The following is a 13,869-nucleotide window of genomic DNA, read 5'->3' on the forward strand; positions in this document are numbered from 1 at the left end:
CTCCATGTCTCAGAAAGGCTGCGGTTGTGACCGAGCACAGATCTCTTTCACACTCGAAAACCCTTCGTCCTCCAGCGCCCGTCGCCGCCCTCGACGACGACGCGACGCTGCATGCCATGGGCTATCCGCGGAAACTTACCCGGCGATTTCGCGCGTTTGACAACTTCGCGATCTCTTTCACCATCATCAACATCATCGCCGGTATCTTCTCCTCGTTCGGTTTCGGCATGGCGGCCGGCGGTCCGCGGATTCTCATATTCGGCTGGATAGGCGTGTCCATCATGGTGCTGTTCGTCGGCGCCTCGATGGGAGAGATCGCCTCCGCCTATCCGACCAGCGGCGCGCTGTACTTCTCCGCGGGCAAGCTCGCCAAGCGGCACCGCGGCGCCTGGTCCTGGTACACCGGCTGGCTGAACTTCGTCGGCCAGGTGGGCGGGACGGCCGCCACCGGCTACGCCGCCGCCACGTTCATCCAGGCCTTCATCGCGATGCAGTGGACCGACTACGAGGTGACGGCGCAGCGCACCGTGGGCATCACGGCGGTGATCCTGCTGCTGCAGGCGCTCGCCAACACCTACACGGTGCAGCTGATCGCCCTGCTGAACCGCATATCCGTGTGGTGGCTGTTCATCGGCATGGTCGTGATCGTCGTCTGTCTGACCGTCATACCCGACCACCACCAGTCGGTTTCCTTCGTGACGCATTTCGAGAACAACACCGGCTTCTCCAACGGGATTTACGGCGCGATGCTCGGTCTGCTCGTCACGAGCTGGACCTTCACGGGCTTCGACGGCAGTTTCCACATGTCGGAAGAGACCGTGCAGGCAACGGTCAACGCGCCCAAGGGCATCATGCGGTCGATCGCCTACTCCGCCGGCATCGGCCTGATTCTCATGCTCGCCCTGGTGTACGCGATTCGTGATTACGCCGCCGAGGCGAGCTCCGCCGCACCGCCCGTGCAGATTCTCATCGACGCGCTCGGCATGGGCACCGCCAAGCTGCTGCTGCTGATCGTCATCGGCGCCATGCTGTTCTGCGGTCTGGCCAACATGACCAGCAATACCCGGCAGATCTTCGCGTTCTCCCGTGACGGTGCGATGCCCGGTTCGCGTTGGTGGCATTCCGTGTCCCCGCGCACCCGTACGCCCGTCAAGGCGGTATGGCTCGCGGCGGCCTGCTCCATCGTTCTGGTACTGCCCGGCTGGTGGTCCCACACCGCCTTCACCGCCATTGTGAGCGTCAATGTCGTCGGGCTGTTCCTCGCCTACGGCGTGCCCATCTTCCTGCGGCTGCGCCTGGGCGACGAGTTCGAGTCCGGCCCCTGGAACCTCGGGCGCTACGGCAAGGTCGTCGGATCGGTCGCCGTGACCTGGATCGTCCTCAGCAGCGTGCTGTTCATGCTGCCCCAGGTCTCCCCGATCACCACGACCTCGTTCAACTACGCCCCGATCGCCCTGGGTGTGGTGCTGCTCATCGCCACCGTCTGGTGGTTCGCCACCGCGCGGAAGCGCTTCCAGGGACCGGTCAGCTACGGCCGTCCCGACGAAGTGGCCGCCATGGACCTGATCTGACCCGGCGGTACCCGATCGACCCGATTGACGCGCACGACCCGACGTCGGTGCACCGCAGAGGTCCCGGTGGGATTCCCACCGGGACCTCACGCATGTGCGGTGGTCAGCGGGCCGTCGTCAGTCCGCCAGCGGCAGGTAGACCCGGTTGCCGCTCGCCGCGAACTCCTCGGACTTCTGCCGCATCCCGGCCTCCGGGTCCAGCAGCAGGTCCCCGCCGTGCTCCTTGCGGATGTCCTGACTGATCTTCATCGAGCAGAACTTGGGACCGCACATGGAGCAGAAGTGCGCGGTCTTGGCGCCGTCCGCCGGCAGCGTCTCGTCGTGGAAGTCACGCGCGGTGTCCGGGTCCATGGCGAGGTTGAACTGGTCCTCCCAGCGGAACTCGAAGCGGGCGTCGGACAGGGCGTCGTCCCAGTCCTGCGCCCCCGGGTGGCCCTTGGCCAGGTCCGCCGCGTGGGCCGCGATCTTGTACGTGATGACACCGGTCTTGACGTCGTCGCGGTTGGGCAGGCCCAGGTGCTCCTTGGGCGTGACGTAGCAGAGCATCGCGGTGCCCCACCAGGCGATCATCGCGGCGCCGATGCCCGAGGTGATGTGGTCGTAGGCGGGCGCGACATCGGTGGTGAGCGGGCCGAGCGTGTAGAACGGCGCCTCCTCGCAGATCTCCTGCTGGAGGTCGATGTTCTCCTTGATCTTGTGCATCGGGACGTGCCCGGGGCCCTCGATCATGGTCTGCACGTTGTGCCGCTTGGCGATGGTGTTCAGCTCGCCCAGCGTCCGCAGCTCCGCGAACTGCGCCTCGTCGTTGGCGTCCGCGATGGAGCCGGGGCGCAGGCCGTCGCCGAGCGAGTACGTGACGTCGTAGGAGGCGAGGATGTCGCAGAGCTCCTCGAAGTTCTCGTAGAGGAACGACTCCTTGTGGTGCGCGAGGCACCAGGCCGCCATGATCGAGCCGCCGCGCGAGACGATGCCGGTCTTGCGGCGGGCGGTCATCGGGACGTACCGCAGCAGCACGCCGGCGTGGACCGTCATGTAGTCGACGCCCTGCTCGGCCTGCTCGATGACGGTGTCCTTGTAGACCTCCCAGGTGAGCTCCTCGGCCTTGCCGTCGACCTTCTCCAGTGCCTGGTAGAGGGGGACGGTGCCGATCGGCACGGGGGAGTTGCGCAGCACCCATTCACGGGTGGTGTGGATGTTGCGGCCGGTGGACAGGTCCATGACCGTGTCGGCGCCCCACTTGGTGGCCCAGGTCATCTTGTCCACCTCCTCCTCGATGGAGGACGTGACCGCGGAGTTGCCGATGTTGGCGTTGACCTTCACCAGGAACCGCTTGCCGATGATCATCGGCTCGATCTCGGGGTGGTTCACGTTCATCGGCATGACGGCCCGGCCGGCCGCGATCTCCTCGCGCACCACCTCGGGGGAGACATTCTCGCGGATCGCGATGTACTCCATCTCCGGGGTGATGTCGCCGCGGCGGGCGTACGCGAGCTGCGTCACCGCCTGGCCGTCCCGGCCCCTGCGGGGAATCCGGGGGCGGCCGGGGAAGACCGCGTCGAGGTTCCGCAGACCGCCGCGGGGGGAGGTGTGCTTGATCCCGTCGTCCTCGGGGCGGACCGGGCGGCCCGAGTACTCCTCGGTGTCGCCGCGGCCGATGATCCAGTTCTCCCGCAGCGGCGCCAGGCCGCGGCGGACGTCGGTGGTGACGTTCGGATCGGTGTACGGCCCCGACGTGTCGTACAGCGTCACGTCACGGCCGGTGGTGAGGTGCACCTGGCGCACGGGGACCTGGATGTCCGGCCTGGTGCCGGTCAGGTAGCCCTTGTGCCAGCCGGGCTCGCGCTTCTCCGGAGCGACGGACGGCTCCGCCGAAACGGGCTTATCCGTCGAAACGGGCTGAACGGAGACAGGCATGCGTGCATCCTGCGTGGTCATGAGACCCAACTCCCTACGCCGGCATTACCCGGTAACAGGTTCAGCGGTCGGCGCAGTTCTTCAGCGCCCTCTCAGCCCGGTGCTCCGAGCTCCCGCGATTGCAAAGGTGCCCCCACGGTAGCGGGTGCGGACGAACGCACACCAGGGGGTCTTGCGATGATCGGTCCGTGGACACTCCCCAGGCGTCGCCCCACGCGCACTCGCACACCCACGGTCACGGTCCGGTGCCGCCGGTCTCCAAGCATCTCCGCAAGGTCATCGCGGTGGTTCTGGTGCCCTTCACCGCGGCGGTGCTCGCCGGGCTGATCGTGCTGTGGCCGGGTGGGGCGCCCCCGCACGCACGCACCGGGGTCGGTTTCGACCAGCAGACCCAGCAGGCGCGGGTCACCAGGATCGACGACGTCGCCTGCGCCGAGGCGAACACACAGTCACCGGCACAGTCCACGCCCGGCGCCGCCGCCTCCGCGCCGGAACGCTGCGAGAAGGCGACCATCGAGGTCACCACGGGCAAGGACAAGGGCCGGACGTTCACCGAGATCGTGCATCCCGACCAGACCCGCCGCTACACGGCGGGCCAGGGCGTGGTGGTGGCGTACGCACCCGACGCTCCGAAGGAGCTGCAGTACGCGGTGACGGATGTCGACCGCGGCTTCCCGCTCGCACTGCTGGCCGTGATCTTCGCGCTCGCGGTGATCGCCGTCGGCCGGCTGCGCGGTCTGATGGCACTGATCGCGCTGGTCATCAGCTTCGCGATCCTGACGCTCTTCATCCTCCCGGCGATCCTGCACGGCCACGATCCACTGCTGGTGGCGGTGATCGGCGGCAGCGCGATCATGCTGATCGCGCTCTACATGTGCCACGGGCTCAACGCCCGCACGTCAGTGGCGGTGATCGGCACGCTGTGCTCGCTCTTCCTGATCGGGATCCTCGGCTCGGTCTTCATCTCCTGGGCGCATCTGACGGGCAACACCTCGGACGAGACCGGGCTGGTCCACACCCTCTACCCGGGCATCGAGATCAAGGGCCTGCTGCTGGCCGGCATCATCATCGGCTCGCTGGGCGTCCTGGACGATGTGACGGTCACCCAGACCTCGGCGGTGTGGGAGCTCAAGGACGCCGACCCCGGCGCGAGTTGGCGCAAGCTCTACGGCTCCGGCATGCGGATCGGCCGGGACCACATCGCGTCGGTGGTGAACACCCTGGTGATGGCGTACGCGGGTGCGGCGCTGCCGCTCCTGCTGCTGTTCTCGGTGGCGCGCAGCGGGGTGCTGCGGGTCGCCAGCAGCGAACTGGTGGCGGAGGAGATCGTCCGGACGCTGGTCGGCAGCATCGGCCTGGTCGCGTCGGTTCCCCTGACGACGCTGCTGGCGGCGCTCGTTGTCAGTGCCGACCGGCACAATACGAGGACGGGCGGACCGAAGGCGGGGGACACTCTCCCCGCGAGGACCGGCGGCGGTCACCGGCGCCGGGGGAAGTAGCGGCAGGCCGCACCCGCGGGGGCGGGTGGCGGCGGTGAACGGGGGGACGATGGCCGGGATGATCGGGCTGCAGGGCAGGGTGACGGGGCGGATCGGCCCGGGGCTGGTCGGCGAGGTGATCGTCCAAGTACGGGGCGGCGCCGAGGCGTTCCTGGCGTATCCGGTCACACCGGGCGAGCGGATAGAGACCGGGACGCAGATCGTGGTCGTGGAATACCAGGCTCCGCGGACGGTCTACGTGGCCGCGGCCTTCGGCTGAGCGGGCTTCAGACCTCGGCCGGGTGAGCTTCCGGCGGCAGCTGATGTGAGCTTCCGGCTTCGGCCGAGCGGGCTTCGTATCAAGACTGCGCCAAGGTTCCGTCAGGGTGTTCACCACGGCCTTGCGCGGGAGCACACTCGCGATCGTCAGGCCCCGCATGGGGGCCGCTGTGAGGGGGGGTATGCCGATGATCATCGGCGTCGTGGCGGGACTCGTTCTCGCCGCAATCATCATCGTGATCGGGCTGTTCAAGCTGATGTGGCGGGTCGCGGAGCCCAACGAGGCGCTTGTCATCTCCGGTTCCCGGCACCGGACCGAGGGCATCGAGGAGGGCCTGGGATTCCGTATCGTCACGGGGCGCGGGACGTTCGTGGTCCCCGGTGTCCAGGCCGTGCGCAAGCTCTCGCTCGATCTCAACGAGACCGAGCTGCTGGTGGACTGTGTGACGCAGCAGGGCATTCCGCTGAAGGTGCGCGGAGTCGTCATCTTCAAGGTCGGCGACGACTTCGTGTCCATAGCCAACGCCGCCCGCCGTTTCCTGGACCAGCAGAAGTTCATGGGCGACCGGGTGCACAACGTCTTCGCCGGTCATCTTCGGTCGATCGTCGGCGGGTTGACGGTCGAGGACATGATCCGTGACCGCGAGAAGCTCACCGGGCAGACCCGGGCCGCCTCCGGCTCGGAGATGGAGAAGCTCGGCCTGATCATCGACTCGCTGCAGATCCACGAGATCGAGGACCCGACCGGGTACATCAAGAACCTGGCCGCGCCGCACGCCGCGGCCGTCCACCGGGACGCGCGGATCGCCCAGGCCGAGGCGGACCGGCTGGCCACCGAGGCGGAGCAGAAGGCCGCCGCCCGGATGTCCGAGGCGACCCGGGACAGCGAGATCCTGCAGGCCGGCTACCAGGCCGAACGGGACAAGGCGGCCGCGACGTCACGGCAGGCAGGACCGCTGTCGGAGGCCGCGGCCAAGCAGGAGGTCGTGGTCCAGGAGACGCGCGTCGCGGAGCTGGAGGCGCAGCGGCGCGAGCAGCAGCTCCAGGTCGACGTCAGAAAGCCGGCGGACGCGAAGGCGTACGAGAAGCGGACGCTGGCCGAGGCCGAACGCGATGTGCGCATCTCCGCGGCACAGGCCAAGGCGAAGGAGACCGAGCTGGCTGCCATCGCCGAAGCCAACCGGGTCAAGATAGCCGCGGCCGCGCAGGCCGAGATGACGAAGGTCAGCGGGCTGGCCCAGGCGGCGGCCACCCGGGCGACCGGTGAGGCCGAGGCGGCGGCGACGCAGGCCCGCGGGCTCGCGGAGGCCGAGGCGGCGAAGGCCAAGGGCCTGGCCGAGGCCGCGTCGATCCAGGCGCGCGCGGAGGCACTGGCCACCAACCAGGAGGCCGTGGTCGCTCAGCAGCTGGCCGAGAACTGGCCGGAGATCGTGAAGGCGGGCGCCTCGGCGTTCGGCAACGTGGAGCACATGGTGCTGCTCAACGGTGCGGACGGCATGTCCGACATGTTCGCGAAGGCACTCACCATGGGCGGCACCGGGCTCGGACTGGCCCGCCAGCTGCTCGCGTCGATGGGCACGGAGAACGGCGCCGGCACCGTGCCGCCGCCGGCGTCCCCCAACGGATCGACGCCCCGCAGCCATCTGATACCGCTGCAGGACGACGACCAGGTCTGATCCGCGAAGCACGTGTGAGGGCGGGGGCGGGGCGCGTCATCGCGCCGCGCCGCCCCCGCCCGGTCGCCCGGCGCGGCGGGTGCCGCCTGCGGACGGGATGTACGGGTTCCGGCCCCCCGGGGGATTACCAGTCACGATGCGAGGACGAGGATCCCGAGGTGAACTTCTTCACCAGGAAGATCAGCCCGCCGACCAGCGCCGCGAAGACCAGCACCTTGAACAGCAGCCCGATGACGAAGCCGACCAGGCTCATGATCAAGCCGCCGAAGACGACGAGAGCGATCACCGGGATCGCAACCCACTTGATCCACCAGGGCAGACCCTTGACCAGCTCTTCCATGACTGTTTCCCTCCAGATTCCTTCGTTGTCCCCGTGCTTCGACTCTAGAGCCGACAAGGGGGCCGGCGGAGGGGTCGGAGACCCGATCCTTCCCTGACCGTTCCCCTACGGAACCCCAGGGTCCGACCCTCAGTCGCCGGGGTTCAGGCCTCCGGCGGCGAGAAGACGACCATGACCCGCAGGTCCTCCGTCACGTGGTGGAAGCGGTGCGGCACCCCGGCCGGCACATAGACGACGCTGCCCCGGGCCACCGTGGTCGTCTCCTCCCCCACGGTGATCGCCGCCCGGCCGCTCACCACCAGATAGATCTCGTCCTGCTGGTGCGGGGTCTGCGGATCGAGCTCCCCGGCCTGGAGCGCGTACAGCCCCGCCGACATGTTCCGTTCGCGCAGAAAGCTGAGATAAGCCCCGTTGTTGGCGGCCCGCTCCGCCTCCAGATCGTCCAGCCGGAACACCTTCATCGCAGCTCTCCCTCGTCGCATCTCTTGCCCGGGCGATCAGTTCTGCCACGATCACACCATGAAGAATTTCGTCGTCAAGACACTCGCCAACGCCGGAGCCCTCGGTGTGGCCATCTGGCTGGTCAAGGACATCACCCTCACCGGTGACGACACCTGGCACAAGGTCCTCACCGTCATCCTGGTCGCCGTGGTCTTCGGACTGGTGAACTGGCTGGTCAAGCCGGTCGTCAAACTCCTGTCCTTCCCCCTGTTCATCCTCACCCTGGGCCTCATCACGCTGGTCGTGAACGCCCTGATGCTGCTGCTCACCTCCTGGCTCGCCGGAAAGCTCAGCCTCGACTTCCACGTCGAGGGCTTCTGGGCGGCGCTGATCGGCGGCCTGATCATCAGCATCGTGTCCTGGGCCCTCAACATGCTCCTGCCGGACGAGGACTGAGCACCGAGGAGGACGGCCCGATGCCGTTACGAGCGCCGGAGGTGACCGGGACCGTATGGGTGGGGGTCCGAAATGCTGCCGTGTATTTGTGGGCCGCCAGGCACGTAAATATACGATTTCGGACCCCCACCCCGGAGGGCCCGGGCACCGACCCGGGATCGGGTTGACTGAACCCGCGCGCACACGCGCATCAGGTGCGACCCCCAGGTCCCAGGAGGCAGCGATGGCCGAGTACGACAGCCCGAGCGGCAGCGGTGAAAGTACCCGCAGCGTCCACGCCGGACGCCCGCCCGCCCAGCCGTACGAGCCCTCCCTCCCCGGCCCCACCTTCGTCTCGCACTTCCACCTGCCCGGCGACGCGACCGGCCCGTACACCTACGGCCGGGAGCAGAACCCGACCTGGACCCTGCTCGAAGACGCGATCTCCGAGCTGGAGTCCCCCGCCGACCCGACCGCCAGGACGACCGTCTTCGCCTCGGGGATGGCCGCGGTCTCCGCCGTGCTCCTGTCGCAGATGCGCGCGGGCGACACCGTCGTCCTGCCCTCCGACTGCTACCAGACGACCCGGGCCCTCCAACAGCGGCTGGAGTCGTACGGAGTCACCGTGCGCCTCGCACCGACCCGCGACGACGCGCAGCGGGCCCTGCTGGACGGCGCGCGCCTGCTGTGGCTGGAGACCCCGTCCAACCCCGTCCTGGACGTCTGTGACATCCGCCGGCTCGCCGACGCCGCGCACGCGGCGGGCGCCCTGGTCGCCGTCGACAACAGCCTGGCCACCCCGCTCGGCCAGCGCCCGCTCGACCTCGGCGCCGACTTCTCGGTCGCCAGCGGCACCAAGGCCCTGACCGGCCACGGCGACCTGCTGCTCGGCTACGTGACCACCCGCGATCCCGAGCTCGCCGAACAGACCCGGATGTGGCGCGCAACCGTCGGTGCGATCCCCGGCCCGATGGAGGCCTGGCTCGCACACCGTTCGCTGGCCACCCTCTCGCTGCGCGTGGACCGGCAGGCCGCCAACGCCCTGGAGCTGGCCACGGCGCTCGCCGACCGCCCGGAGGTGACCGGGCTGCGCCACCCCGGCCTGTCCACCGACCCGGCGCACGCACTCGCCGCCCGCCAGATGCGCCGTTTCGGCAGCGTCGTCTCCTTCACGCTGCCCGACAAGGAGCACGCCGAGCGCTTCCTCTCCGCGCTCCGGATCACCATCGAGGCGACGAGCTTCGGCAGCGTCCAGTGCACGGCCGAGCGCCGGGCCCGCTGGGGCGGCGACGCGGTTCCGCCCGGCTTCATCCGCTTCTCGGTGGGCGTGGAGGACGCGGGTGACATCGTCGCCGATGTCACCCGCGCCCTGGACGCCGCAAAGTAGGGCCCCTACGCATATATGCAGGGAGCCCTACGCAGAATGGGCGGTTCGAGCCTCCCCCCTCGTGGCTCGAACCGCCCTGGCGCAACGCGCGAAGACGCGCTCGAACAAGGCTAGTTGACTCTGCGTCAGTGTCCAATCACAGTACCTGGTACGACCTATCGATAAATTTATACTTGACGATGCGTCAGGTTCTGTCTGTGAGGAGACCATGGTGGATCTGGCCCTCCTGCGTACCTTCGTCACCGTGCACCGGGCCGGTTCCTTCACCCGGGCCGCCCAGCTCCTGGGCCTGTCCCAGCCCGCCGTCACCGGCCAGATACGCACGCTGGAGCGGCAGGTCGGCCGCCCGCTCTTCCTGCGGCTGCCCCGCGGCGTCGCCCCCACCACCGTGGGCGACGAGCTCGCGCACAAGGTCGCCCCGCACCTCGACGCGCTGCTGGAGATCACCGCCGCGGCCCCCGACGACGACGGCCCCGGCACCCACAGCCTGCATCTGGCGGGCCCGGCCGAGTTCACCGCGCTGCGCATCCTGCCCGCCCTGGCGCCGCTGGTCACCGACGGGCTGCACCTGCGGGTCTCGCTCAGCGGCGACGACGAGGCGCTGGCCGGGCTCGCCGCCGGCCACCACGACCTGGCCGTCGTCAACGTGCAGCCCCGCGACCGGCTGATAACGGCCGTACCCCTGTGGGACGAGGAGTACGCCCTGGTCGCCGCGCCCGCCTGGCGGGAACGGGCCGGCGGCCCGCACGGAGTGCGCGACCACGGCCCGCAGCTGCTCGACGACCTGCCCGTCGTCACCTCCGACGAGGAATGCCGGTTGCTGTCCCAGTACTGGTCGGCCGTCTTCGACGCCAAGCCCACCCGGGATCCCGCGGTCGTCGTCCCCGACCTGCGCGCCGTCCTGGACTGCGTACGCGACGGCGCCGGGCTGGCCGTCCTGCCCCGCTATCTGTGCGCCGCCGCGCTCGCCGCCGGTGAGATCACGCTGCTGCTGGAGCCTCCCGTGCCACCGCTGCGGACCTACTTCCTGGCCACCCGGGTCGGCACCCTCGCACTGCCCCACCTCGCGCGGGCGCACGATCGGCTGCTGACCGCCGCACAGGGCTGGTAGGCCGCCGGACCACCGGCCATGCCAAGGCTGCCAGGGCCGCCGAGGCCGGATCGAGCGGCCTCGGCACGTGGCCGACGGCGCTCGGCGAGCGCCGGTGACGCGCCAACGGGAATCGAATGCTCCGATTCACTGCTCCCGGTGCGTTTGTCGATCCTTGTGTCGCGGCAGATCTCAACCATGCCCCTGGAGAACGCAACTCCGGCCGAAGCCCCTGCCACCCGCCCGGTGGTCAAGCGCACCGCCCGCGCGATCCTGCTCGACGGCGACTGCATGGTCCTCATCAAGCGCACCAAGCCCGGCCTCGCCCCGTACTGGATCACTCCGGGCGGCGGCGTGGAGGACGACGACCCCTCGGTCGTCGACGCCCTGCACCGTGAAGTGGACGAGGAGCTGGGAGCCAAGATCACCGACGTCGTCCCGGCCTTCGTCGACACCGTCGAGCACATCGCGGAGAACGGCGCCCACGGCGTGAAGGTGCAGTACTTCTTCGTGTGCCGGCTCGCCTCGATGGACCCGGCCCGCCGGCACGGCCCCGAGGTGGACGATCCGTGCGGTACGTACGACGTCGTCCGTGTGCCGTTCAGCCGGGTCGGGCTGGCCTCCGTCGAGGTGGTGCCGCTGACGCTGCGGCACTACCTCGACGCGAACATCGAAGGCGTACTGGGACTGGTCGGCCCCGACCTGGGCTGATCCGGTCGGCGGACCGGCGCCCCGGAAGTCCTCGGTGGGTCAGCCCGCCTGCCGGAGGAACCAGCCGCGGAGCCGCCGCCCGCGCCGGGCGCGCCGCCGCTCCGCAGGACCGGGCGGCGCGGCCGCCACCCGCGCCACGGGCACGGGCACGGGCACGGGCACGGGTACGGGTACGGGCACAGACACAGGTACGGGCACAGGAGCCTCCGGCACGGACGCCGGCACGGGCTGTACCGGCCTGCGTTCCGCCGCCACCCCGAAGTGGTCACCGCCCTTGCGGCGTACGTCGTCGGTGCCCCACGACCGCCCGCCGCCGGTGCCGGAACCTTTCTGCAGCGGCGCGGGGACCAGCCGCGGAATGTGTTTCGAGCAGTGGATGTAGGCCTCCTCGACCTCCACCTCGACCCACATCTGCGGACGGCGGCCGGGCACCGGATCCTCCGGCAGGTCCGGGTGCTCGGCGCGCATCCGCTCGTCCGGGACCAGCAGCGCGCGGCCGTTGATGTGCAGCCCGATCCGGTCCCGGGCGAAGTCGATCAGCAGGATCCCGACATGCGGGTTCTCGCGGATGTTGCCGAGCGACGCCATGACCCCGTTGCCCCGGTACTCGGGATACGTGAGCGTCCTGTCGTCCAGAATCCGCACGAAACCGGGCGGCCCGGCCCGGAAGGTGCTGTCGCACTCCCCGCGCCGGTCCGCCGTGGACAGGAAGAACATCTCCTGCCGGGCGACGAACTCCCGCATCCGCGGATTGAGCCGGTCCCGCACCTGGTCGTCGTAGAACCGGTCCGCGCGCACACCGGTGCCCAGCTCCGTCTGGAGCAGGTGCTCGCCGTCGCTGCCCGGTCGTTCCACCGGGCTAGTCACCCGCCGCCACCAGTTCCTCCAGAGCGTCGTGCCGTATGCGGTGCGAGGGCATACCCCCGCCGACCAGCGCGTCCATACTGCTGCGGATCATCCCGGGCGGGCCCGAGAGGTAGGCGTCGTACGCCTCCCAGGGGCCGTACTGCCGCACGATGTCCGGCAGCGGGCCCGACAGGCTGCTGCTCGGGGTGTCGGCGACCACCGGTCGCACGGAGAGCCAGGAGTGCTCCTCCTGCATACGGAGCATCGTGTCGAGGTCGTACAGGTCGTGGTCGTGGCGCGCACCGTAGAAGACCTCGACCGAGCGCTTGCGGCCGTGCTCGACGACGTCCTCGACCAGCGCCTTGATCGGCGCGATGCCGGTACCGCCCCCGACGCACAGCAGTCCGCTGTCCGTGGTGTGGTCGACGACCATGGAGCCGGCCGGCGGGCCGAGCCGGATGACGTCGCCCGGCCGCGCGCGGTGCACCAGCGCGTTGCTGACCCAGCCGGCCGGGACCGCCTTGACGTGGAAGGACAGCAGACCGTCCGAGCGGGGCGCCGAGGCGAAGGAGTAGTGCCGCCACACCCGCGGCCACCAGGGGGTTTCGAGCGACGTGTACTGGCCGGCCAGGAACGGGTACGGCTGGTCGGGCCGCACGGTCACCACGGCGATGTCCTGGGTGCGGGGCTCGTGCGAGACGATCTCGGCCTGCCACCACGGCGGCGCGTGCCGCTCGTCGGCGGCGGCCGCGTCGATCATCACCTGCGAGATCACCGTGTAGGCGCGTACCCAGGCGGCCTCGGTCAGCGGGTCCCAGACCGCCGCTGCGTACCGGCTGAGCGCCCCGATCAGGGCCTCGCCGACGGCGGGGTAGTGCTCCGGCTGCGTCCCGTACTTGCGGTGGCCGCGGCCGAGGTTGGTCAGGTACTCGACGAGGGTCTCGGTGTTGTCGATGTGCTCGGCCGCGGTGAGCAGGGCCTTCAGGATCCGGTCGCGCTGGGCGTCCATGGCCGCCGGGAAGAGCTCGCGCAGTTCCGGGTGCCGGATGAACAGCAGGGCGTAGAAGTAGCCGGTGGTCCGGTCGGCGACCGGACCGATCTCCGCCATGGTCCGCCGGATCAGCAGCGCGTCCGGCGAGGCCGCGGACGCGGGTGCGGCCTCAAAGGTGGAGAGGGACGGCGCCGCTGCGGGCGCGGGGTCCGCGATGCGGGCCGGGGCGGGTTCCGGGGCGGATATCGGCGCGGCCGACGGGGGTGTCTGCCGGTCCGGCGGCTGATCCGCCCGGTGGTCCGCCTGCTCCTGCGCCCGTTCCTGTGCCTGCTCCTGCTCCTGCTGGTCCGCCTGTTGCTGGGCCCGCTGCTTGCGGGCTGCGGCCCTGCCGACGGGTCTTATGGCGGCCGGGGATCTGCTGGGTATTTCGGATTCACCGCCGTCCGCCGTGCGTTGATGCGAGTCGGTTTCCCGTTCGGGCGGAGTGAACCAGCCCCGGTTCGGATCCGTCTCGGCCGAGTTGGTGGTCAGAGCGTCCATCGTGAACTTCGCCTCGAACTTCCCCGGTCGATTTCCCGACGTGCGTCACGCGTGGTGAGGTGCGAGCGTGTCACGCTGGGGCGGCGCATCGGACAAATAGCCGGAAGCACAGGAAACGGGGCTGCATTCAGGTTAGGATCCGTCGGCTTGCGGCGGCCCGAGGCGCTCGA

At 69.7% G+C, this 13,869-nt stretch carries 13 protein-coding genes and 1 riboswitch; of the genes, 8 read left to right on the top strand and 5 right to left on the bottom strand.

What is annotated here, in order from left to right:
* The first annotated feature begins 116 nt into the window (after nucleotides 1-116).
* The gene (locus G3I60_RS28700) at nucleotides 117-1,571 is read left to right on the top strand and encodes an amino acid permease (protein WP_138351133.1); all 1,455 of its coding nucleotides are present in this window, start codon (nucleotides 117-119) and stop codon (nucleotides 1,569-1,571) included.
* Nucleotides 1,572-1,688: 117 nt separating this feature from the next.
* Here the strand turns inward: G3I60_RS28700 and thiC are convergent, their stop codons facing one another.
* Complete coding sequence (gene thiC, locus G3I60_RS28705) at nucleotides 1,689-3,506, bottom strand: phosphomethylpyrimidine synthase ThiC (RefSeq protein ID WP_138351134.1); 1,818 nt, start codon at nucleotides 3,504-3,506, stop codon at nucleotides 1,689-1,691.
* Nucleotides 3,500-3,612: riboswitch (TPP riboswitch) on the bottom strand. (Overlaps the previous gene by 7 nt.)
* A gap of 61 nt (nucleotides 3,613-3,673) precedes the next feature.
* Here thiC and G3I60_RS28710 point away from each other — a divergent pair.
* From G3I60_RS28710 to G3I60_RS28720, 3 genes are all read left to right on the top strand, one after another.
* Entirely contained in the window at nucleotides 3,674-4,984 is a 1,311-nt protein-coding gene (locus tag G3I60_RS28710) for a YibE/F family protein (protein WP_138351135.1), read from the top strand.
* A gap of 58 nt (nucleotides 4,985-5,042) precedes the next feature.
* Nucleotides 5,043-5,243 carry a hypothetical protein gene (locus G3I60_RS28715; RefSeq protein WP_138351136.1) on the top strand — a complete coding sequence of 67 codons (201 nt, stop codon included), beginning with the start codon at nucleotides 5,043-5,045 and terminating at the stop codon, nucleotides 5,241-5,243.
* Nucleotides 5,244-5,424: 181 nt separating this feature from the next.
* Nucleotides 5,425-6,918, top strand: coding sequence for a flotillin family protein (locus G3I60_RS28720; protein WP_187144944.1), 1,494 nt, complete (start codon nucleotides 5,425-5,427; stop codon nucleotides 6,916-6,918).
* A 124-nt stretch (nucleotides 6,919-7,042) separates the two neighbouring features.
* On the opposite strand, the gene G3I60_RS28725 is transcribed toward G3I60_RS28720, so the two are convergent.
* Together G3I60_RS28725 and G3I60_RS28730 are read right to left on the bottom strand one after the other, a co-directional pair.
* Nucleotides 7,043-7,258 (bottom strand): DUF5326 family protein, encoded by a 216-nt coding sequence (locus G3I60_RS28725; RefSeq protein WP_138351137.1) that lies wholly within the window; start codon nucleotides 7,256-7,258, stop codon nucleotides 7,043-7,045.
* Nucleotides 7,259-7,401: 143 nt separating this feature from the next.
* On the bottom strand, nucleotides 7,402-7,719 hold the full coding sequence (locus G3I60_RS28730) for a cupin domain-containing protein (protein WP_138351138.1): 318 nt from the start codon (nucleotides 7,717-7,719) through the stop codon (nucleotides 7,402-7,404).
* 58 nt (nucleotides 7,720-7,777) lie between these two features.
* Here G3I60_RS28730 and G3I60_RS28735 point away from each other — a divergent pair, with 58 nt between their 5' ends.
* From G3I60_RS28735 to G3I60_RS28750, 4 genes are all read left to right on the top strand, one after another.
* Complete coding sequence (locus G3I60_RS28735; protein WP_138351139.1) at nucleotides 7,778-8,155, top strand: phage holin family protein; 378 nt, start codon at nucleotides 7,778-7,780, stop codon at nucleotides 8,153-8,155.
* Nucleotides 8,156-8,378: 223 nt separating this feature from the next.
* Nucleotides 8,379-9,521 carry a cystathionine gamma-lyase gene (locus tag G3I60_RS28740; protein ID WP_164298585.1) on the top strand — a complete coding sequence of 381 codons (1,143 nt, stop codon included), beginning with the start codon at nucleotides 8,379-8,381 and terminating at the stop codon, nucleotides 9,519-9,521.
* Between the two features lie 211 nt (nucleotides 9,522-9,732).
* Nucleotides 9,733-10,632, top strand: a complete 900-nt coding sequence (locus G3I60_RS28745) for a LysR family transcriptional regulator (protein WP_164607910.1) — start codon at nucleotides 9,733-9,735, stop codon at nucleotides 10,630-10,632.
* Nucleotides 10,633-10,809: 177 nt separating this feature from the next.
* Nucleotides 10,810-11,322: an NUDIX domain-containing protein gene (locus G3I60_RS28750; protein WP_138351141.1), complete on the top strand. Its 513-nt coding sequence runs from the start codon at nucleotides 10,810-10,812 to the stop codon at nucleotides 11,320-11,322.
* A 39-nt stretch (nucleotides 11,323-11,361) separates the two neighbouring features.
* Here the strand turns inward: G3I60_RS28750 and G3I60_RS28755 are convergent, their stop codons facing one another.
* Nucleotides 11,362-12,189, bottom strand: a complete 828-nt coding sequence (locus tag G3I60_RS28755; protein ID WP_343241845.1) for a pyridoxamine 5'-phosphate oxidase family protein — start codon at nucleotides 12,187-12,189, stop codon at nucleotides 11,362-11,364.
* Entirely contained in the window at nucleotides 12,182-13,699 is a 1,518-nt protein-coding gene (locus tag G3I60_RS28760) for a globin domain-containing protein (protein ID WP_164298583.1), read from the bottom strand. Before G3I60_RS28760 ends, G3I60_RS28755 begins: the two co-directional genes overlap by 8 nt.
* Nucleotides 13,700-13,869: the final 170 nt, after the last annotated feature.

Origin of the sequence: Streptomyces sp. SID13666, assembly GCF_010548325.1 — a bacterium.
Classification (GTDB): domain Bacteria; phylum Actinomycetota; class Actinomycetes; order Streptomycetales; family Streptomycetaceae; genus Actinacidiphila; species Actinacidiphila fildesensis.

Bases quoted from the DNA above. Each gene is read 5' to 3' on its own strand.
- G3I60_RS28730 (WP_138351138.1), bottom strand. From the start codon at position 7,719: ATGAAGGTGTTCCGGCTGGACGATCTGGAGGCGGAGCGGGCCGCCAAC.
- G3I60_RS28715 (WP_138351136.1), top strand. From the start codon at position 5,043: ATGATCGGGCTGCAGGGCAGGGTGACGGGGCGGATCGGCCCGGGGCTG.
- G3I60_RS28760 (WP_164298583.1), bottom strand. From the start codon at position 13,699: ATGGACGCTCTGACCACCAACTCGGCCGAGACGGATCCGAACCGGGGC.
- G3I60_RS28700 (WP_138351133.1), top strand. From the start codon at position 117: ATGGGCTATCCGCGGAAACTTACCCGGCGATTTCGCGCGTTTGACAAC.
- G3I60_RS28735 (WP_138351139.1), top strand. From the start codon at position 7,778: ATGAAGAATTTCGTCGTCAAGACACTCGCCAACGCCGGAGCCCTCGGT.
- G3I60_RS28725 (WP_138351137.1), bottom strand. From the start codon at position 7,258: ATGGAAGAGCTGGTCAAGGGTCTGCCCTGGTGGATCAAGTGGGTTGCG.
- thiC (WP_138351134.1), bottom strand. From the start codon at position 3,506: ATGACCACGCAGGATGCACGCATGCCTGTCTCCGTTCAGCCCGTTTCG.
- G3I60_RS28720 (WP_187144944.1), top strand. From the start codon at position 5,425: ATGCCGATGATCATCGGCGTCGTGGCGGGACTCGTTCTCGCCGCAATC.
- G3I60_RS28750 (WP_138351141.1), top strand. From the start codon at position 10,810: ATGCCCCTGGAGAACGCAACTCCGGCCGAAGCCCCTGCCACCCGCCCG.
- G3I60_RS28740 (WP_164298585.1), top strand. From the start codon at position 8,379: ATGGCCGAGTACGACAGCCCGAGCGGCAGCGGTGAAAGTACCCGCAGC.